This is a genomic window from Micromonospora sp. NBC_00898 (assembly GCF_045207895.1).
Classification (GTDB): domain Bacteria; phylum Actinomycetota; class Actinomycetes; order Mycobacteriales; family Micromonosporaceae; genus Micromonospora.
The window spans coordinates 4,571,982-4,592,095 of record NZ_CP108775.1; the positions used below are offsets into that span (position 1 = coordinate 4,571,982).

The window sequence follows — 20,114 nt, forward strand, 5'->3', positions numbered from 1 at the left end:
CGCTCGGCCGGCCGGTTCCAACGAACGGACGAGGGCACCCGGGGGCAACGCGAATCAGTAGCATCGGGCCCATGTCAGATCGTCAGCAGCTCGCCGACGCGGAAGCGGAGCGAACCGGGGCCGGACCATCCACGGTGGACGGCGACACGCCGCCACCTCCGCCGCGTCGCCGTCGGGGCCGGCGAATCGCGCTGATCGTCCTGCTGGTGGTGGTGCTGCTCGGCGGTGGTGGTCTCGTCGCCGGCGGGTTGTACGTCCACTCGATCGATTCCGGCATCGAGCGGGTCGACGCCTTCAACGACGTGCCCGAGGCGTCCCGGCCGCAGGTGGTGGCGAGCGGCGCCATGAACATCATGATCCTGGGCAGCGACTCCCGCGACCCGGAGAACACCTCGGGCTCCCGCAGCGACACCATCATGCTGGCCCACCTGCCCAAGGACCGGTCGAGCGCCCAGCTCATCTCGATCCCGCGCGACACCTGGACGCACGTGCCCCGGTCGAAGGAGGGGCGTGGCGGCCGGAACGCGAAAATCAACGCGGCCTACGCGTGGGGCGGTGTGCCGCTGATGGTGCAGACCGTGGAGGAGTTCACCGGTGTCCGCATCGACCACGTGACGATGGTCGACTTCGCCGGTTTCAAGGAGATCGTGGACGCCCTGGGCGGAATCGACATCGACGTCGAGGAGAGCTTCACCTCGACCCATTCGCTGAATGCGAACGGGCGCCGGGAGTTCGTCAAGGGCCGGCAGACCATGGACGGGGCCACCGCGCTGGACTACGCCCGCGAGCGCTACGCCTTCGCCAACGGTGACTTCACCCGGATCAAGCACCAGCAGCAGGTCATCAAGGCGATCCTGGACAAGGCGGCCTCCGGCGGGGTGCTGACCAGCCCCGGCAAGCTGAACTCGTTCGTGCAGGCCACGGCGAACGCGGTGGCTGTGGACAAGTCACTGTCCCTGCTGGACCTGGCGATGGAGCTGCGGCACCTGCGCAGCGGCAACCTCGGCTTTTTCACCTGCCCCACGAAGGGGACGGGTCGGGTCGGCAGCGAGAGCGTGGTGTTCGCGGACACGGCGAAGGCCAAGGACCTCTTCGGTGCGGTCCGCCGCGACGCGGTCCCCGAGATCCTGGCCGGCGGGAAATAGGATCTTGGGCTGTCGTGGCGGCGTTGGTGGTGCAGCTGACTCGCTCGTATCCTTCGATCGCCTCGGCTCGCGTCACACGTGGCCGAGGGTTGTCACGGGGGAGGATCGACCATGTCAGGCCAGCCGGCGATGAGTCGCCCGGCCGCCACCGCGATACCGCATGGCGGGGCAGCGCAGCCGGCGGTGCCGCCGCAGCGTGACGCGGCCGGCGACGAGGGGTCGCTCGCCGCGCTCCCGTCGGTCCGGCTGACCGGCGAGCCGGCGTCCAACGCCGCGCCCCGCCCCGGTCTGGACATGACCGCGGTGCTGCCGTACGCCGGCTCCCGAGCCTCGAAGCGTACCCGCTGGTTGCGGGCCTGGATGATGACGGCTCCCGTCGACGTCGTCGCACTGCTCGCCCCGCTGCTGGTGAGCCAGAATTACTGGCGCGGGACGCTGGCCAACGCCGGCCTCACGGTGGCGGTCTTCGCCACCGGTGGGCTCTACCGGGCACGCCGGCACCTCAGCATCCTGGACGAGCTGCCGAGCCTCGGCGGGCGTCTGCTGGCCTGCGGTGCGGTGGTGGCCATCATCGCGGCCGAGCGTCACGACTCGGTGCCGTACATCAGTGGGTTCATGCATGGCGTCGCGCTCTCCGCCGGGCTGGTGATCCTCGGCCGCGCGGCCAGCAGGAAGCTCACCGTGGTGGCGCGCAAGCGCCGCTGGGTGGAGCACAACGCCATCGTCATCGGCAGCGGCCCGGTCGGGGGGGAACTCGCCCGGCTGGTGCGCCGCTACCCTCAGTACGGCCTGCGCTTCATTGGCTGCGTCGACGCCCCGTCGCGGCAGAGCGTGGGGGCGCTCCCGTTGATCGGTACCCTCGACGACCTGGAACAGCTCGTCAGCATGCTGAAGTGCGAAGTGCTGGTCATCGCCGACCCGGACTGTCCGGAGTCGAGCCTGATGGAGATGATGCTCCGGCAGGTCGGCTCGAGCTGCGACCTCTGGGCGGTGCCGCGCCTTTGGGGATCCCGGTCCCAGGGCGGCTATCCCGACCACATCGGAGCCATTCCGATCGTCAAGATCGGTGACACCACGCTCTCCGGCCCGCGATGGAGAGTCAAGCGGGCCTCCGACGTGCTCCTCGCCACGGTGGCGCTGATCGTGCTGAGTCCGGTACTGCTGCTGTGCGCGATCGCGACGTTCCTCGACGGTGGCCGCGGCATCTTCTTTCAGCAGGAACGCATCGGCCGTTACGGCAAGCCGTTCAAGGTCGTCAAGTTCCGGTCGATGCGCCCGGAGAACGAGCACGAGTCGCAGACCAACTGGTCCATCGCCCACGACCAGCGGGTCGGACCGATCGGGCGGTTCCTGCGCCGATCGTCGCTGGACGAACTGCCCCAGCTGTGGAACATCCTGCGCGGGGAGATGAGCGTGGTCGGGCCGCGGCCGGAGCGGCCGTACTTCGTCGAGAAGTTCTCGGCCGAGTATCCGAACTACGCCATGCGGCATCGGGTACCCGTCGGGCTCACCGGGCTCGCGCAGGTGAGTGGTCTGCGCGGCGACACGCCGATCTCCGACCGGGCCAGGTTCGACAACTACTACATCGAGAACTGGTCACTCTGGCTGGATATCAAGGTGCTGCTGCGGACCGTCGCGGAGGTGTTCCGGGCGGGCGGGCGCTGAGCGGCCGTCCGGGCTCAGTTCGCGGCGAACAACGGCAGCGACCTCGCCCGGTACCCGCCGCCGAGGTAGCGCTCGGGATCGGCGCCGAGCACCGAGGCCAGCACCGTGCCGAAGACGTCCCGGAAGTCCATCGTGGCCTTCAGGTCGCCGTCGTCCAGGTCGGTCAGGCTCGGCTGCTCACCGTGGAGCCCGCCGGCCACCTTCGGGCCGAGGACGAACACGGGTCCCGCCGTGCCGTGGTCGGTGCCCTGGGACGCGTTCGCGCGTACCCGCCGGCCGAACTCGCTGTAGACGACCACGGTCACCTGGCGTCCGGCCTCGGTACGCGCCATCCTCGCCACGAAGGCGGACAGCGCCCGGTCGAGCCGGCTCAGCAGGCTCTCGTGCCCGGCCCGCTCCATCGCGTGCGTGTCGAACCCGTCGAGGCTCACCGAGTAGACCCGGGTGGGCACGCCGGCCTCGACGCAACGGGCCACGAGCGCCAACTGCGTCTCCAGCACACTCCTGCTCCCCGGGCCCGTCGTCAGCGTCTCCGCCTCCCCGTCGCCCGGGGTGGGGCTCTGCTGCTGTTCGGCCCCGCGTACCAGCCGTTCCACGCGGAGCAGGTCCCGGTAGGCGACCGCCGCGCGCGCCTGCGCCTCCGGCTCACCGGGCTCCGACCGCCCGAGGGCCGCGACCGAGTCGGCGGTGATCCCCGGAGGAAGCTCCAGGCCGCCGACCCCGACGCAGGAGCCCGCTCGGGTCGCCCCCGCGAGCACCGGCGGCAGCACCGGTTCGAAACTGACCGCGGCCTCCGGGGCGGCGTTCGTCCCGTCGAGCCACCGGCCCACCCAGCCCGTCGAGACCGGCTCGAGCGGGGACGCGGTCTGCCAGATGTCCATGGACCGGAAGTGGCTGCGGTCCGGCTTCGGATACCCCACGCCCAGCATGACTGCCAGCCGCTTCTCGTCCCAGAGCTGCTTCATGCCCCGCATCACCGGGTTCAGGCCGAAGGCGTCGTCGAGGCGGAGCACCTCCCTGCTGTCGTACGCCAGCTCCGGCCGGGCGGCGTGGTAGGCGGAGTCCGCATGGGGGACAACGGTGTTGAGCCCGTCGTTGCCGCCGTACAGCGTCACCAAGACAAGCTTCTTCGTCCGCGCCGCGCTGTACGGGTCCGCTGGCGCGGACCGCAACAGCTCGGCGAGCCCGATCCCGCCGGCGCCCGCCGCGAGCGCGCTACCCGCCGCCACCCCGGAGGCGAGCAGGAACCGACGTCGAGTCAATGCGTCCATCGTCACGTCACCAGGTATTCCGGGCTCACCAGACCGAGCGTCAACAACTGTCTCCGGTCCTGCGTACCACGCAACACCTGAAACGTCCGGTTCGTCCAGCCGTCGACGCAGAGCAGGTACGCCAGGCTCTCCGGTGTCAGCTGGTCGACTGCCGCCCGCTCGGCGAGCCGGCCCGCGAGCCGGAGCCGGACCTGGGCCGCGGCGGACGTCAACCAGGCACCGCCGGCGGGCCAGCCGCCCACGTTGGGGGGAGCGAGCGGCAGTTGCCCCAGGCCCTCCAGGTCGCGGAGGAGCGCCGCGCGCTCCTCCGCGGGGAGGCTGGACGGCCGCAGCCCCAGCTGCCGCATCGCGCCGACGAGCCACTCGACCGGCTGCTTGACCATCGTGCCGGCGGTCGCCGGGAACACCTCGTCCTCGAGCAGCACCCGCAGCATGGCCATCGGCGCGGGAAACGCCCGGACCATCTTCTCCTGGAGCCGCCCCGGGACAGCTCTTTCGGACGAGCCATAGCGGAACCAGAGGCGGGCGGCGAGGAAGCGGGGACAGGCATCCTGCGCCAGCAACAGCTCGATCAGGCTCTCCGCCGCGAAGTTCCCCGTCCGGCCGAGGATCGTCTTGCTTCCCGCGTCGTGGGCCTGCGGATCGAAGACCGACCTGCCCCTGGTCAGGCTGAAGCGCCAGCCGGTGAGCGCGCGCCCGGCTTCCTTGACGTCCTTCTCGGTGTAGTGGCCGATCCCGAGTACGAACAGCTCGCACAGCTCGCGGGCGAGATTCTCGTTGGGCGCCCGCCTCGTGTTGAGGTGCCCGTCCAGGTAGTGGTTCAACGCCGCGTCGACGACCATCTGCCGGGCCATGGCTTTGAAGTCCGGGGCATTTCGCAGGGTGCGGTGCTGCGTGAGCATGAGCTGCGGGCTGCGCACCTTCTTCACCGAGGTGGCCCAGTGCCCGTGCCAGAAGAAGACCAGCCTCTCGACGGCTTGGTGGCTGGCCACCGTCATCCGGTCCAGCCACCACTGGGTGAGCTGCTCGGTCTGGGCCGTCCGCAGGTCCTCCAGCTTGACCTTCTCCTCGTAGGTCAGGTCGTGCTTGCCGGCATAGGCGTCCGGTCCGAGGTCCGGGACGGGCGCGTTCGTGGCGCCGACGTCCGGGCCCGGGGGCTCGAGCACTGCGGACAGCGCTGCGGCGTAGCCCGCCTGGCGCGCCGCGGAGAGTTCGACAGCCGTTGGGCCGAAACCGGCGCGCCGCAGCAGCAGGCCGACACCGTCGCTCATGGACGCCAACCTAGACGAGAGCGTGGCATCACGAAAGCTCGGCCGCCGGGCCCGCAATCGTCGACCGTGGACGCCGGCCGGTTGGCGACGCGACGACGACGGCCGAGTAGACCAGCATGCCGGCGGATGAGGCGACCAGGTAGCCGGGGGCGCCAAGTCCCGCCGTCAGCAGCGGCGCGGCGAGCACCGTCAGGCCGAGCATGACGTAGCGGGAGCGGAGGAGAACGTCGAAGTCCCCGCGGATGAACCTGCTCAGCGAGCAGCCGTAGGAAAAGCCGAGCGCGGCCTTCTCCACACCGGCCGCGAGCAGGACGGACCCGACGGGGATGAAGGACAGCGCGGGAACGAGCCCGTGCCCGACGACGACCACCGCCCCGAGGACGAGCGAACCTGCGGCCATGAGCGCCAGGGCCAGCATCCCGTCGCGAAGCTCCTGCCGCCTCGTCGTACCGACGTCGGCCGTCCGCTGGTAGATCATGACCCGGCGAAAGGTGATCGACACGAACGCCAACGGCCCGAACAACTGCTGCACGATGCGGATGACGCCGAGCGTGGCCGCTCCCGCGACGAAGGCGGTGACCTGCATGGCGAGCACCGGCGTGAGGCCGACGAGCGCGGCGTCGAGCGAGGCGTCGCCCATCACCCCGCGCCGCGAGCGGACCCAGCCGAGCAGGCCGGTGAGGACCGGCCGCCGGTGGGGTCGGCCGGCGGCGGCCAGGAAGAACGCGACGTTCACGCCAGACCAGGCCAGACAGACGGACAGGGGCGAGTGGGCGGCGGCGAAGACGACCATCAGGACCAGTTGGGCGGCCAACCAGGCGGCCGTCTCCACGAAGACCGACCGGGCGGCGCCGGCCGCCACGCCGGCGGCACGACCGATGTCCAGCGCCATCGCGAAGGGAATGCCGGCCGCGTAGGCGACCGCCAACCCGACCGAGCCTCCGGGCACCGCGAGCGCCGACGCCACCGCCACGACCGCACCGATGAGCCCGCCGGCGAACGCGGCCGCCACCGACCACTGGCAGTCCGACCGCTCGGCCGCCTGCTCGGCGTGCGCCGTACTCAGCAGCGTCGCCTCGGCGAGGGACCGCTGCAGGACCCCACAGGTCAGTTGGAACACGAGCATGGCGGGCGCGGTGGCGCCGACCGCCGACAGGTCGCCGGCGTACCCCAGCGCCAGGCTGAGGATCAGGCTGGTCCCCATGAGGGCCAGCTGGCCCAGGGTCAGGGCGAGACGCGCCCAGCTCCGCTGGCCCGACCTCGGCTTCTGCGTCGCACCGGTCATGGCTGCGGTCCGACGGCCACGTCGCCGGCGCCGGACAGCACCCGCCGGGTGGCGGCGGCGACGCTCTGCGCCAACGGGCGCGCCGCGGCCCTGCCCGCGGGCCCGGCACTGGGCGACGCCCCGTCCCACAGCGCACCGAGCGCGACCGCCGCCGCTTCGGGATCCTGGAAATCCGCGAACGCGTACTCACCGCCGGAGGCGGCGGCGGCTTCGGGCAGTCCGCCCACCGGTGACACCAGCATCGGTTTCCCCGCGCGCCCGACCTCGACGGCGACCCGCCCGAACGGCTCCATCCACCGGGAGGGAATCAGCACGACGTCCACGGACGCGCAGAAGGCGTCGACCGCCAGGTGCCCCGGGAGTCGGAGGTCCACCCCCTCCGACCGGGCGAGCTCCACCAACGTGCGCGCGTAGTCAGCCGGGCCCTCACCCGCGACGACCATCGTGACGTCCCGGCCCTTGGTGCGGCGGTAGGCGGCGGCCGTGCGGATCGCGGACTCGATGCCCTTCACCGGGCTGACCCGGCCGAGGTACCCGACGGCCAGGTCGCCGTCGGTCTCCCGCCGCGGTGCCCGTACCGGTTCGGTGGGGCCGATCAGCGGGTAGCCGACGAGGCTCGCCGCCGCGGTGGTCAGCCCCGCGTCGACGAGCTCGTCGCGGACGAAGCCGGAGACACACACGCTCACCGCTGCGGGTGGCGTGGTGTTCCGCATGATCCGGGTCTTGACCCGGCACTCCCCGCAGATCGTCGCGCAGCTGCCCGAGCCCCTGAGCCGGGACCGGCGCCAGCAGGTGTCGCTCAGGTCGTGGAAGACCCGGACGTAGCGGAACCCGCGGGCCTTGACCCAGCGCGGCAGCCAGGGGCCGGTACGGGAGACGTTGGTCGCCACCACCGCGTCGGGTCGGAGGTCGCCGATCCGGCGGGTCAGGCGCGACGCGGTCCAGGGCAAGAGCCAGGCGCTCAGGAACTCCAACCCGCGGCGGGCCCGGGTGTCCGCGTGCACCCGCCGCGCGAAGGGCCGGCGGACGGCGTGCACGGTGAGCGGACCGTCGACGTACGAGGCATCCGCGGCGGCCGGCACGAAGACCGACACCTCGGCGAACCGGGCGAGTTCCAGCGCCGCCGCACGGGCCGACCGCTCCGCGCCGCCGACCTCGTCCGGCCACCACCAGTCGGCGAGGACGGCAACCCTGGGCATCGCAGCATTCATTCAGCGCATCTCCACTGGGCTGGTCGACTCGGCGGTCGGGGATGACTCGTGCTCGGGTGCGGGCGGGTGGGTGGCGCGCCACGGCGGGCCGGACCCGGCCACGACGCCCAGGACGAGCACCGCGAAGGCGGCACCGACGAACGGGATCTGCGCGCCCAGGGGCCCGCGCAGGAGTCCGACCTGGAACGCCGCGAACATGACCGTGAGGGCGGTGCCCAACCCGGCCGGCGCGCCGGTCAGCGCCCGGTCGAGCCGCCGCGCGACCTTGCCGTAGAAGAAGAAGAGCACCACCACGCCGATGAAGCTGAACTCCAGGTACGTCTCGGCCCAGAACGGCAGGGCCAGGTTCTGGAATTCGTAGCCCCGGCCGGCGGCGACGGCGTTGCCCGCCGGGATCGCCTTCCCCTCCCACCAGGATCTGGGCACCCAGAACAGCAGCGCCGAGACGAGGTGGTGGCCCCAGGTGTGCCCGTGGACGCCTACGTAGGACACGGTGTTGACGGTCTGCTGGAAGCCGTCGAAGTCCCAGGTGTAGTAGGCGTCCAGGCCGACCCGCAGGTCGCCGCGGGACCGCTGGTTGCGGAAGAGGTTCGCCAGCGGGTAGATGACGGCCAGGCCCAGGAGCATCCCGACCGAGAACAGTGTCCGCCAGCGCTGCCGTTCGAACCGCACGATCGCGAGGCCTGCGGCGAGGAGCACGCCGAAGGACGCGAACCGGTTGGCGGACAGCGGATTGTTGTAGATCAGGTTGAGGGCCACCGCGGCGCCGGTCGTGACCAGCAGGACGGCCCGCGCCTTCGCGCCAGCGTGGCTACCGCTGCGCCAGCAGAGCAGGCAGAGCAGGAGAGCGACGGCGCTCACCGCGGCCGGGAAGGTGCTGAGCAGCCCGAGCAGGGCCAGGTCCTGCCGGCTCTTCAGGCCCGCTTCGGCGATCGCCCGCTGCAGGTCGTCGCGGCTGGTGAACCTGACCGCCAGCCCGCCGGTCATCGGCAGGCAGGCCACCGCCAGGACGGCGGCCGCCGCGGTCACCAGGACGGCCTTCCCGACGGTGAGCCCGGTCCGCGGTGACGTGGTCCGCCGTGCGGCGGGCAGGTCCCGGGTGTTGCCGACCCAGAACGCCACGACCGCGAAGAGCAGGATCACCTGCGCGCTGACGTGGTACTGGTCCAGCGGCAGATCGGGCCAGGGCAGGCGCCGGTCACGGAGCTGCAGCAGGGGCGCGAACCCGACCCAGACCGTCACGAAGGCCCAGAACGTGACGGCGACCGGAGTGAACGATCCGGAGACCGTGGTGCGGTAGAGGGCGGCCAGGCACACCGCCACCACGACGAGGCCGAGGAGACCGGCGACGGTGGGGCGGGGAAGCACGGTGGTGACCGCGAGGACCGCGATGACCGCGAGCCACCCGGCGGCCGCGACCGCGGAGACGGAACGGGAGCGCCGCGACTGGGTGGTGGTCGGCCCGGCGGCCTCAGGACGTCTCATCGGCAACCCACGACGTCACGTGCGCGTGGAACACGGCAGCGGAGAACCGGGCGGCGTGGGCGCTGATCCGGTCGCGGTCCAGTCCGTCCACGTGCCGGAGCATGGTGGCGTACTCCCGGGGGTCGTCGGAGTCGACCAGGAACCCGGTCTCCCGGTCCACCACCGTCTCCCGCACGCCGCCGCGGCGCAGCCCCAGCACCGGGGTGCCACAGACCATGGCCTCCACGGGGATGATGCCGAAGTCCTCGTGGGTGGGAAAGAGCAGCGACTTCGCCCCCCAGTACAGCTCGCGGAGCCGCTCCCGGGACGGCTGGAGCTCGAAGGTGACCGGGACGCCGACCCGCGCCGCCGCGCGGCGCAGGGTCTCCTCCTCCGGCCCCGAACCCACGATCACCAGCGGCAGCCGCGCGGCGTCCGCGATCTCGATCATCAGGTCGAACTTCTTGTACGGGATCCAGCGCCCGACTCCCAGCAGGTATCCGCGTTCCTGCCGTTGCTGCGGTGCCGGGGCGGCCGCGAAGTAGTCGACGTCGACCGGCGGATGGATGATCCGGGCGTCCCGCTTCCAGAAGCGGCGGATCCGGGACTGCACCTCGCGGGAGTTCGCGGCGTAGCTGTCGACGTGTCGGCTCAGCCCGACGTCGGCCGCCCGGAGCAGGCGGCGGGGAAGGCTCAGCAGGCCGTTCGACCCGCGGCCGTCGAAGTCCGGGCTCCAGAGGTACCGGGCGGGCGAGTGGATGTAGCTCAGGTAGCGCGCGTCCGGGGCGGCCGGAAGCTTCACGGTGTGCGCGAACGCGTGACTCGAGGAGATGACGACGTCGAAGCGCTCGCGGGTAAGGGTGCGCCAGGTCAGGGGCATGAGCGGCAACGCCAACGCCTTCGACCGGCGCAGCGGCGTCCGCGCGAGCCAGGACTCGGTGAGGTCGAGTCCCCGCCGGGCGTCACGATCACGCCACAGCACGAACCCCTTCGCATCCGGCAGCACCTCGCTCAACGCGAGGAAGACGTTCTCAGAACCGCCCGTCGCCCCGAACCACTCGTGCACCAGCGCGACCGATGTGCCCGCCAGCAGCGGAGCGCGTTCGCTGCGGACCGCAGGTGTGACGTCGACGATTTCCGTTCCCCTCCCGAACCCGGAGCAGTCGGGGCCGCTCATCCCATCACCACCTGCAACTGCTCGTCGAGCCGGGCCGCCAGGCTCCGCGCGTACGTGGCCGTCAGGTGGTTGGTGTCGCGGTAGACGAGCACCCCGCCGATGACCGCCGCACACCGATCCGCCGGGCAGATCTCGTCGTTCAGGTCGACCAGGTGCACGCCCGACAGTCCCTTCGCCGCGTCGGCCTGGAGCGGGCCGATGCCGGCCAGCGCCTCGTCGCGCGGAACGGCGCATCGGGTCAGCTGCTCCCGGTGCGCGGACACGCACTCCGCGATGTCCCGGCGCGGCGCCGGAGTGTCCCGCAGCACCACCACGGGGGCCACCTCGGCGAGCCCCTGCCAGGTGCGGCGCATCGAATCCACCAACGCCGTGCCGTTCTCCGCCCCCCGCAGGGCCCGGCCGTCCCGGATGGCCGAGTAGTTGTAGCTGCTGGTGACGATGAGATCCGGACGGTCGTCGGCGAGCGTGCTCCGCAGGGACCGGTTCCAGGCCACACAGCTGTCGTACGGGCGCAGGTCGTCGCCCACGGCCACCTCGACGTCCAGGACGGGGCAACTGGACTTGGTGTACGTCACCAGCTTCCAGTTCCGCTGTTCAGCGACGGACTGCAGGGCGGGCACCCACTGCGCGGCGTGCGAGTCACCGATCAGGGCGACGGTGATCGTGGCGGTCGGCCCGCCGTACGTGCACGCGCGGACCGTGGTGTCGGTCTGGCTGCCGTGGCAGCCGTCCGAGTAGATCGACGGCAGGTCGGCACGCGCCCGCGCCGGCTCGGGGACGACCGACGGGGCGTGGTCGACGGGAACACCCGCGCCCTCCCCGACGCCCGGCCTGAGCACGGCGGCGCCCTGGGCGTTCCCGACGGCCGCGCCGTCGGGCGCCGGCGCGACGGCGGCGAAGTGGAAGGCCACGCCTGCGCAGACCGACAGCACGGTGCACGCCAGCCCGACCGTGAGCGCGGTCCGGGGCTTCACCGAGAGCTTCCGGGAGTGCCAGACCGGCCGTTCCACGAATCGGCTCGTCAGGTACGCGAGCAGGACGGCGAGCGCCACCGCGACCCCCCGGACGGCGAGGCCGGGGTCATCCAGCCGCGCGGTGAGCGCCACCAGCAGCGGCCAGTGCCAGAGGTAGAGGGTGTACGAGATGCGACCGAGGAACTGCAGCGGCCCCAGGCGCAGGACCGCCACCGGTCCGTGCCAGATGGCCGGGCCCGCCGCGATGACCAGCGCGGTCCCGACGGTCGCGGGCAGCGCCAGCAGGCCCGGGAAGGGCGTCGAGGTGTCGAGCGCCAGCGCCGAACCCGCGATGGCCGCGATGCCGAGCCAGCCCGACGCGGATGCCGCAGCGCCGGTCAGCCGCCGGAACGGCCACAACGCGAGCAGCGCACCGACGGCGAGTTCCCACATCCGGGTGGTGGTGACGAAGTAGGCCCGGCCGGGGTCGGTCTGGACCATGACGACCGACCACGCGAAGGAGGACACCCACACGACCCCGACCGCCCCGACGGCGAGCCGGCCGAACCGCGACGGCGGGGCGTTCCGCCGCCGGGCCAGCCAGGCGACCGCCACCAGCAGCACCGGCCACACCAGGTAGAACTGCTCCTCGACCGCGAGCGACCAGTAGTGCTGCACGATGCTCGGGGCCTGGTCGGCGGCGAGGTAGTCGACGGACTGTTCGGCGAGCCGCCAGTTGATCATGTAGAGCGCGCTGCTCACGACGTCCCACGCGGTGTCCCGCCAGCGGATGTCCGGCAGGAAGAGGTACGTGAGCACCAGGGCCCCGACCAGGACGAGCGCTGAGCTGGGCAGCAGCCGTTTCGCCCGCCTCGCCCAGAACCGGGAGAGCGACAGGCGGCCCCGGGCCGCCACCTCCGCCGCCATCCCCATGGTGATCAGATAGCCGGAGATGACGAAGAAGACGTCGACCCCGACGAATCCACCAGAGATGAACGGGGCGTCCGCGTGCCAGAACACCACCAGCAGCACGGCGAGGGCCCGTAGGCCCTCGATGTCCTTCCGGAAGCCGCTGGGCGGGCGGACCTCGGGCGCCGGATCCCCACGTTCCGCGCCATCGGGCCCACCAACCGGGTGGGGACCGACCTCGTCGCCCGGCGATGGTGACGGAACCGCGGCGGCGGGTGGGTCGTCCGGTGCCGGGAACGGATCAGCCGGGACGGACAGGTCGGCCGGCATCGGCTCGGCCCGGGGGGCCGGCTCCGCCGGCGGCTGTCCTTCCTCGACGGCCGGACCGACGTGCGCCTTCGGATCGTCGCCCACCAGGCCCGCGCCGCCCGCCGCGCGCACTGCCGCTGGCCGGAGCCGGCGGCCGAGCAGGCGCTGCCCGAGTCCCGCTCCGGCGATGATCAGCGCCCCGCCGGCAGCGGACAGCAGGTACAGCAGCCAGTCCCCGGAGTTCTCGGTCGTGTCCCCGTCGCGGCTGAACCGCTCCTGGGCACGGTTGTGGTACGTCTGGGCGGCGGCGTACGTGGGGTCCTGGCTCAGCACCTCGTCGAAGCGACGGACCGCCTGGGAGTACCGCCCGGAGAAGTAGGCGTGCAGGGCCACGCGGTAGCCGCGGTCCACCTCGCTGAGCCGGTTGTCGACCCCACCCCGATCCAGCAGCCGGCGGATGTTGGCGATGGTGATGAGGTCGCGGATCGGTTCGCCGGTGGCGGCGGTGTCGGTGTCGAGCACCGCGACGAGTCGGCCGGCCGCGTCCACCACCGGGCCGCCGCGGGAGGCGGGACCGATCTGCCCGTCGACGCCCGTACGGTTGGTCCCGGTCCGCCCGACGACCGCGACCGTCCGGGTCCGCACGGTGTAGGTGGCGGCGGGACCGGCCGGCTCGCCGAGCCCGTAGCCGAGGATCTCCAGCGACGTGCCGCGACGAAGGTCGACGCCGTCCCGGATCTCGATGGCGGGCAGACCGCCGCGCCGCAGCTTCACCAGCGCCACGTTGCCGTCGACCGCCGGTAGCGCCTCCGTGACGGCGCCGGGGATGGCCTGGGCCGGCGGCGCCGTGCCGGTCGCCACGCCCAGTTGTGCCCCGAGGGTGCGCGACGGCGCCGTGCCGCGACGCGCCCCGGTGAACGCGGACGAGTCCCTGCGCCCCGCGACGAAGCCGTCCAGCTGGTCGGCCGTCAACTCCTTCTGCTGCACGAGGGTGCGGCCGAGCTTGTACAAGGCGTTGACGAGGAGGACTTCCCGGCTCGGCTGCACGCAGACGGTGGTGGTCACGACGTACCCGTCGGGATTCACCACCACACCGCTGCACCGGCGCGTGACGACCACCCGCTCGCGGCTGACCAGGGTGCCGGCCGTGACGTCCCGGATGTACCCGGCGTACGTCGCCTCAAGGTAGACGGTCGACGGAGTCGCCACCGCGACGGCCGGCTCGTTGCGGGCGTAGGTCGGCACTGCGGCGGCGGGGACGGCGAAGGCGCACAGGGCCACGATGGTGCCGAGGAGGAGGGCGGACCGACGCACCAGGGCTGCACCAGGGGGCATGTCGAACTCCGCGCAGCGAAAGGGGATTGGCCCGGTCAGAAGATCAGCGTGTCGCGGAGGTGGTTGGCGACCCGGCGCAGCCGACCGGCGCCGTCCACCGGCGACGTCATGCGGAAGACCAGCTGCCGGTCGATCCGCCCACTGCTGCCGCCCCGCCAGTACGCGACGACGACCAGACCGTATCGCCGCTCGCCGTCGATCTGCAGCTTGCTCGAGTCGGCGTAGGCGACGAACTGCCCGCCCCGCACCCACTGCAGGCCCCAGGCGTCCTCGGCCTGACGCATGGCGGTCTGCCGCTGCTCGTCGCACGGCAACGGGCAATCCCGCACGATCAACTCGCCACCGATCTCCGACTGCCCACCCGGGACGCCACAGTTGTACTTGACGAATCCCTCCGCGCGGCCGGCCGGCGTGCACTGCCACTCCGCCGGTGCCTTGACCGTGAAGCCCAGGCCGTCGAGGTCGGAGAACGTCCGGACGGAATCGGCCGGGGTGAACTTCGGCCAGCCCTTCGGCCAGGCGCCCGCCGTCGGCGGCTCGATGCCGGGCGACTGCGGCGGCGCCGTCGGTACCGGCGGTGGCGGGAGGCTCGTGCCGGGCACACTCTGCGGCTTCGCGGTGCCGTCCGATCGCGCCCAGATGAAGGCACCACCGGCGCTGACGACCATCAGCAGGACCAGCGCGACGATCCCGAGCCAGCGACCGGTACGGCGGGGACGCGGCTCGGAGGGCACGATCCGGCGGGCCGGCGAGGTGAACGGGTCGTGCGGCGGCGCGCTGACGGAGTACGGGTACGCCGAGACCGGGGGCACCGACACCGGCGGGGACGATACCGGCGGGACCGAGACCGGGGGCACCGACACCGGCGGAGACGACACCGGCGGAGACGACACCGGCGGGGACGACACCTGCTGCGGTGGGGCGGAGACCTGCTGCGGTACCGGCACCTGCTGCGGCGGGGACGAGACCTGCTGCGCCTGCCTCGGGTCACCCTGCAACGCCCATGGGGCGGGCTGCGACTGCTCGGACGGGGAGAGCGCGGCGTCCGCGCTGTCCCCGTCCGCCTGCTCGCTGCGGATCTCCTGGCCGAGCGCGAAGAAGAGGTGGTCCGCCCCGGGCCCGCCGTCGGCGGCGTACGCGACCCATGGCGCGGGGGCCGCGAAGTCGGCGGCCAGGTAGGACCGGCCGGTGCCGCCGGGCGCGCCCAGCGTGTCGGCCATGCCGGAGAACGCCCGACGCCAGGCCGTGTCCTCGGCCACCACCTGGTCGAGCACCGCCACGGTCACCAGCCGGTCCTGCCCGTCGACGGCCCACCAGACTTTGCCGACCTGGCAAACGCCCATCACCTCGGTGAACCTGTACGGACCTTCCGGCTGCATGCCCCGACTCCTCTGCTCACCCGCCGTGCGGATAGTACAGAGAGGGCGCCCGTCGGTTCGTCCGCCGGTCGGTGGCAGCTTGCGCACTGAAAGTTTTCATGCATAGAGTCGCGACATGAATGGAAGCGGTGCTGTCGCGGCGCCGACCGATCGCGTGCTGGACCTCTTCCACGGGGTCCGGCTCACGCCCACCCAGCGCCGGATCGCGCAGTGCCTGGTGCACCACGCCGGGGCGGCAGCGTTCCTGTCGGCGGCCGAGGTGGCCGAGCTGGCCGGGGTCAGCCAGCCGTCGGTGACCCGGTTCGCCATGGCGCTCGGCCACGACGGCTACCCGGCGCTGCGCCGCCGGCTCCGCGAGCTGACCGCGACCGGGGCGGTCGAACCGGCCGACGCCGGCAACGAGCTCCAGCGGGCCGTCCGCGCCGAGATCGGCAACCTCGACCGGCTGGCCGGGCAGCTCGCCGACCGGGAGCGGATCGCCGAGGTGGGGACGCTGCTCGCCGCCAGCCGCCCGCTGCCGGTGCTCGGGCTGCGCGCCGCCGCGCCGCTGGCCGCGTACTTCGCGTACTTCGCCGCGAAGGTGCACCCGGACGTACGGGTGCTCGACGACGGCGGCAGCCTGCTCACCGACCGCCTCGAACAGGCCGCGACGGCCGGCGCGACCGCGCTGCTCGCCTTCGTGCTGCCCCGCTACCCGCGGGAGACCCTGGACGCCCTGCGCGAGGCCCGGGACGCCGGGCTGGCCGTGGTGGCGATCACCGACTCCCCGGTCAGTCCCGCCACCGAGCACGCCGAGGTGGTGCTGCCCGCCGCCGTCGGCACCGATCTGGTCTTCGACCTGCACACCGCCCCGATGACCCTGGCCATGGTGGTGCTGCAGGCGATCTGCGACGCCGCCCCGGCCGACACCCAGGCCCGGCTCGAGGCGTTCGAGTCGTCCGCCGCCCGCCGCCAGTTGTTCCTCGGCTGAAGGGACGGGTGACTAGGTTGTTGGCTTTCTCTTCACATCTGTCTATGGTTGCTTGTTGTGGGTAGCGTTTATCGGATCGGTGAGTTCGCCAAGCGGGTGGGCCGCTCGGTGAGCACGGTGCGTCGGTGGGAGGCGGAGGGGCGGATCGCGGCGCGCCGGCTGCCGTCGGGGCAGCGGTATTTCGACGACTCCGATGTGCGCATGGTGCTGCGGCCGGGCTTCGACGCGGGACGGCGGAAGGTCGTCGTGTACTGCCGAGTGTCGTCACCGGGGCAGAAGGCGGACCTGGCCTCGCAGGTCGCGGCGATGCAGCAGTTCTGTCTGGCTCGCGGCCTCGCGGTGGACGAGTGGGTCAGCGAGGTCGGCGGTGGGATGAACCTGCGCCGCGAGAAGTTCCTGGCGCTGATGGACGCGGTCGACCGGGGGGAGGTCGCCACCCTCGTGGTCGCGCATAAGGATCGGCTGGCCCGGTTCGGTTTCGACTTCGTGGAGCACATGGCGGCGCGCGGTGGCTGCGAGATCCTCGTCGCGAACCAGCAGGTGTTGTCCCCGCGGCAGGAGCTGGTGGAGGACCTGCTGGCGGTCGTGCACACCTTCTCGTGCCGCCTAGAGGGGCTGCGACGCTACGAGAAGGAACTCGCAGGGGCGGACCTGACCGTGGAGGGTGACGGGTGAAGGTCACGCGGATCGCGTACTCGGCTGGTCTGAATCCGGGTAAGTATGTGGCGTTGGCGGAGCAGGCGCGTCGGTTGGGCCGGGTGCGTAGTGAGGTGTGGCAGCGTTACGGGTCGATTCGCGGTGTGGGGTCGGGGTTGAGGGATCGGCAGGTGCGGGACCGGTGGCTGGCCGACGGCACGCACATGCAGTTCGGTGTGTTGGCGAATGCGTGGAAGGAAACCGTCCGCGACGCGATGGCCGACATCGGAGCGAACCTGGCGGCGGCCAAGGTTGAGGTGCGCCGGGGGATCATCCGCCGCACCAACGATCCGGCCGAGCGCAAGCGGATGTTCACCGCGTTGAAGGCCGACCGATGGGCTGAGGATCCGTTTCTGGCTCGGCAGATGCGCAAGCATTGGAAGCGTGGCCGCAACCGCACGCACGATCAGATCGTGGTGCGCGCCGACCAGCACCACACCGTCGTCGACGGGCGGGGCCGGTTGTGGCTGGCGGTTCCCGGCCTCGAACGCCGCAGGATGGTCCGCAGTCCGCTGTCCACGACCGTCGCGCCGACGGGGACGCTGCGGCTGATCCTGCGCGGCGGCCGGGTCGAGGTGCACTACCAGATCGACGCGTCGCAGCTGCGGTCGTCGCAGCGGCCGTGCGGCGAGGCGACGGTCGGCGTGGACAAGGGCTACACGGAAGCCCTGACCGACTCCGACGGCGTTCACCATGGCTGCGGCCTGGGTGAGCTGCTGGCCGGTGAGTCGGACCGGTTGAAGGAACGCAACCGGCGGCGGGCGAAGCTGCGCTCGATAGCCAGCAGTGCCGCCCTGCGTGGCGACCACGCGAAAGCGCACCGGATCAAGGTCAACAACCTCGGCACGGTCAAGCGGGACCGGCAGGCCGCCCGCCACCGGGCCCGGGTGCGTACGGAGATCTTCACCGCCGTGCACCGGGTCGTCGACAAGGCCGCCACCGTGGTCGCCGAAGACCTCACCAAGAGCTTCGCCGGGCGCAAGACGCTCGGCAAGAATCTCAACCGGCGCCTCGCCGCGTGGACCAAAGGAGTCACCGCCGAGGCGCTCACAAACGTGTCGGAGCGCAGAGGTTCTGCGCTCGTGCACGTCAACGCCGCCTACACCTCACAAACCTGTCACCGCTGCGGCCGGCTCGGCCGACGCAGCGGGGACCGGTTTCACTGCACCTGGTGCGGGGTGGTGTGGCAGGCCGACGTGAACGCCGCGATCAACATCCTGCAACGAGCCGGCGACCCCGACATCGCCCTGCACACCCCGCACCACACGGTGAGGCAGATCCTGCAGGACAGGACCGATCGCCACCGGGCCAGACTGCCGGTCCAGGACTCCAGCCCGGCCACACCCGCCGAGCGGAGAGCGAATCATCCGAACCGCTCAGCAATGAGCAACTAGTAGGAAGCAGTACGAGATGCACCAGCCCGTCCGCGCCGCCCGCGGCACCGCACGCACCGCGAAGGGGTGGCCGCAGGAGGCCGCCCTGCGGATGCTGATGAACAACCTCGACCCGGAGGTGGCCGAGCGCCCCGACGACCTGGTCGTCTACGGCGGCACCGGGAAGGCCGCGCGGGACTGGCCGTCGTACCACGCCCTGGTGCGGACGCTGACCGACCTGCGCGACGACGAGACGATGCTGGTGCAGTCCGGCCGGCCGGTCGGCGTCATGCGGACCCATGAGTGGGCGCCGCGGGTGCTGCTGGCCAACTCGAACCTGGTCGGCGACTGGGCCACCTGGCCGGAGTTCCGCCGCCTGGAGCAGCTCGGCCTGACCATGTACGGGCAGATGACCGCCGGCTCGTGGATCTACATCGGCACCCAGGGCATCCTCCAGGGCACCTACGAGACGTTCGCCGCCGTCGCGGCGAAGCGGTTCAACGGGACCCTCGCGGGGACGCTGACGCTGACCGCCGGCTGCGGCGGGATGGGCGGGGCGCAGCCCCTCGCGGTCACCATGAACGGCGGCGCCTGCCTGATCGTCGACGTGGACCGGACCCGGCTGGACCGCCGGGTGCACGACCGCTACCTCGACGAGGTCGCCGACTCCCTGGACGACGCCGTCGAGCGGGTCCTCGCGGCGAAGCGGGACCGCCGGGCGCTGAGCGTCGGCGTGGTCGGCAACGCGGCCGTGGTCTTCCCCGAGCTGCTGGTGCGCGGCGTCGAGATCGACATCGTCACCGACCAGACCAGCGCCCACGACCCGCTGTCCTACGTGCCGGTCGGGGTGGAGCTGGCCGACGCCCGGGACTACGCGTCGGCGAAGCCGGCCGAGTTCACCGACCGGGCCCGGGCGTCGATGGCCCGGCACGTGGCCGCCATGGTCGGCTTCCTCGACGCGGGCGCGGAGGTCTTCGACTACGGCAACTCGATCCGCGGCGAGGCGAAGCTCGGCGGGTACGAGCGGGCCTTCGACTTCCCCGGCTTCGTGCCGGCGTACATCCGGCCGCTGTTCTGCGAGGGCAAGGGCCCGTTCCGCTGGGCTGCGCTCTCCGGCGACCCGAAGGACATCGCCGCCACCGACCGGGCCATCCTCGACCTGTTCCCGGAGAACGAGTCCCTCGCCCGGTGGATGCGGATGGCCGGCGAGCGGGTCGCCTTCCAGGGCCTGCCCGCGCGGATCTGCTGGCTGGGCTACGGCGAGCGGGACAAGGCGGGCGTCCGGTTCAACGAGATGGTGGCCTCCGGTGAGCTGAGCGCACCGGTCGTCATCGGGCGGGACCACCTGGACTGCGGCAGCGTGGCCAGCCCGTACCGGGAGACCGAGGCGATGGCCGACGGCTCCGACGCGATCGCCGACTGGCCGCTGCTCAACGCGCTGGTCAACACCGCCAGCGGGGCGTCGTGGGTATCCATCCACCACGGCGGCGGGGTCGGCATCGGCCGGTCCATCCACGCCGGCCAGGTCTGCGTCGCCGACGGCACCGCGCTGGCCGGGCAGAAGATCGAGCGGGTGCTCACCAACGACCCGGCGATGGGCGTGATCCGGCACGTCGACGCCGGCTACGACAGCGCCCGCGAGGTCGCCGAGCGCACCGGCGTCCGGGTGCCGATGGCGGAGGGCACCGCGTGAGCGCGAGG

14 protein-coding genes are annotated in these 20,114 nt (G+C 72.1%); 6 read left to right on the top strand and 8 right to left on the bottom strand.

Annotated elements, in window-relative coordinates; genetic code table 11:
• The first annotated feature begins 71 nt into the window (after positions 1–71).
• Both OG799_RS22220 and OG799_RS22225 read left to right on the top strand, forming a co-directional pair.
• The gene (locus OG799_RS22220; RefSeq protein ID WP_406037114.1) at positions 72–1,145 is read left to right on the top strand and encodes an LCP family protein; all 1,074 of its coding nucleotides are present in this window, start codon (positions 72–74) and stop codon (positions 1,143–1,145) included.
• A 111-nt stretch (positions 1,146–1,256) separates the two neighbouring features.
• Positions 1,257–2,810, top strand: a complete 1,554-nt coding sequence (locus tag OG799_RS22225) for a sugar transferase (protein ID WP_406037116.1) — start codon at positions 1,257–1,259, stop codon at positions 2,808–2,810.
• 14 nt (positions 2,811–2,824) lie between these two features.
• Here OG799_RS22225 and OG799_RS22230 read toward each other — a convergent pair whose 3' ends face one another.
• Genes OG799_RS22230 through OG799_RS22265 form a run of 8 tightly spaced genes read right to left on the bottom strand, consistent with a single transcriptional unit; the run spans position 2,825 to position 15,374 of the window.
• Positions 2,825–4,081 carry a DUF1501 domain-containing protein gene (locus OG799_RS22230; protein ID WP_406046370.1) on the bottom strand — a complete coding sequence of 419 codons (1,257 nt, stop codon included), beginning with the start codon at positions 4,079–4,081 and terminating at the stop codon, positions 2,825–2,827.
• A 2-nt stretch (positions 4,082–4,083) separates the two neighbouring features.
• A complete protein-coding gene (locus tag OG799_RS22235; protein WP_406037118.1) occupies positions 4,084–5,352 on the bottom strand; it encodes a DUF1800 family protein in 1,269 nt (422 codons plus the stop codon).
• Positions 5,353–5,380: 28 nt separating this feature from the next.
• Entirely contained in the window at positions 5,381–6,637 is a 1,257-nt protein-coding gene (locus tag OG799_RS22240; protein ID WP_406037120.1) for a hypothetical protein, read from the bottom strand.
• A complete protein-coding gene (locus OG799_RS22245; RefSeq protein ID WP_406037122.1) occupies positions 6,634–7,836 on the bottom strand; it encodes a glycosyltransferase in 1,203 nt (400 codons plus the stop codon). Before OG799_RS22245 ends, OG799_RS22240 begins: the two co-directional genes overlap by 4 nt.
• Before the next feature lie 12 nt (positions 7,837–7,848).
• On the bottom strand, positions 7,849–9,333 hold the full coding sequence (locus OG799_RS22250; protein ID WP_406037124.1) for an O-antigen polymerase: 1,485 nt from the start codon (positions 9,331–9,333) through the stop codon (positions 7,849–7,851).
• The gene (locus OG799_RS22255) at positions 9,320–10,489 is read right to left on the bottom strand and encodes a glycosyltransferase (RefSeq protein ID WP_406037126.1); all 1,170 of its coding nucleotides are present in this window, start codon (positions 10,487–10,489) and stop codon (positions 9,320–9,322) included. Before OG799_RS22255 ends, OG799_RS22250 begins: the two co-directional genes overlap by 14 nt.
• Positions 10,486–13,995 carry an SGNH hydrolase domain-containing protein gene (locus tag OG799_RS22260; protein ID WP_406037128.1) on the bottom strand — a complete coding sequence of 1,170 codons (3,510 nt, stop codon included), beginning with the start codon at positions 13,993–13,995 and terminating at the stop codon, positions 10,486–10,488. Before OG799_RS22260 ends, OG799_RS22255 begins: the two co-directional genes overlap by 4 nt.
• Positions 13,996–14,030: 35 nt before the next feature.
• Entirely contained in the window at positions 14,031–15,374 is a 1,344-nt protein-coding gene (locus tag OG799_RS22265; RefSeq protein WP_406037131.1) for a hypothetical protein, read from the bottom strand.
• A gap of 115 nt (positions 15,375–15,489) precedes the next feature.
• Between OG799_RS22265 and OG799_RS22270 the strand changes: the two genes are divergently transcribed.
• The 4 genes from OG799_RS22270 (at position 15,490) to hutU (ending at position 20,106) form a co-directional block, all read left to right on the top strand.
• The gene (locus OG799_RS22270) at positions 15,490–16,344 is read left to right on the top strand and encodes a MurR/RpiR family transcriptional regulator (RefSeq protein ID WP_406037132.1); all 855 of its coding nucleotides are present in this window, start codon (positions 15,490–15,492) and stop codon (positions 16,342–16,344) included.
• A gap of 57 nt (positions 16,345–16,401) precedes the next feature.
• Complete coding sequence (locus OG799_RS22275; RefSeq protein ID WP_406037134.1) at positions 16,402–17,019, top strand: IS607 family transposase; 618 nt, start codon at positions 16,402–16,404, stop codon at positions 17,017–17,019.
• A 152-nt stretch (positions 17,020–17,171) separates the two neighbouring features.
• Positions 17,172–18,434, top strand: a complete 1,263-nt coding sequence (locus OG799_RS22280) for an RNA-guided endonuclease TnpB family protein (protein WP_406037136.1) — start codon at positions 17,172–17,174, stop codon at positions 18,432–18,434.
• A 16-nt stretch (positions 18,435–18,450) separates the two neighbouring features.
• Complete coding sequence (gene hutU / locus OG799_RS22285) at positions 18,451–20,106, top strand: urocanate hydratase (RefSeq protein WP_406037138.1); 1,656 nt, start codon at positions 18,451–18,453, stop codon at positions 20,104–20,106.
• Positions 20,107–20,114 lie beyond the last annotated feature (8 nt).

Coding starts and splice junctions, on each gene's coding strand:
- OG799_RS22220 (WP_406037114.1), top strand. CDS start 72: ATGTCAGATCGTCAGCAGCTCGCCGACGCGGAAGCGGAGCGAACCGGG.
- OG799_RS22225 (WP_406037116.1), top strand. CDS start 1,257: ATGTCAGGCCAGCCGGCGATGAGTCGCCCGGCCGCCACCGCGATACCG.
- OG799_RS22230 (WP_406046370.1), bottom strand. CDS start 4,081: ATGGACGCATTGACTCGACGTCGGTTCCTGCTCGCCTCCGGGGTGGCG.
- OG799_RS22235 (WP_406037118.1), bottom strand. CDS start 5,352: ATGAGCGACGGTGTCGGCCTGCTGCTGCGGCGCGCCGGTTTCGGCCCA.
- OG799_RS22240 (WP_406037120.1), bottom strand. CDS start 6,637: ATGACCGGTGCGACGCAGAAGCCGAGGTCGGGCCAGCGGAGCTGGGCG.
- OG799_RS22245 (WP_406037122.1), bottom strand. CDS start 7,836: ATGCCCAGGGTTGCCGTCCTCGCCGACTGGTGGTGGCCGGACGAGGTC.
- OG799_RS22250 (WP_406037124.1), bottom strand. CDS start 9,333: ATGAGACGTCCTGAGGCCGCCGGGCCGACCACCACCCAGTCGCGGCGC.
- OG799_RS22255 (WP_406037126.1), bottom strand. CDS start 10,489: ATGAGCGGCCCCGACTGCTCCGGGTTCGGGAGGGGAACGGAAATCGTC.
- OG799_RS22260 (WP_406037128.1), bottom strand. CDS start 13,995: ATGCCCCCTGGTGCAGCCCTGGTGCGTCGGTCCGCCCTCCTCCTCGGC.
- OG799_RS22265 (WP_406037131.1), bottom strand. CDS start 15,374: ATGCAGCCGGAAGGTCCGTACAGGTTCACCGAGGTGATGGGCGTTTGC.
- OG799_RS22270 (WP_406037132.1), top strand. CDS start 15,490: ATGAATGGAAGCGGTGCTGTCGCGGCGCCGACCGATCGCGTGCTGGAC.
- hutU (WP_406037138.1), top strand. CDS start 18,451: ATGCACCAGCCCGTCCGCGCCGCCCGCGGCACCGCACGCACCGCGAAG.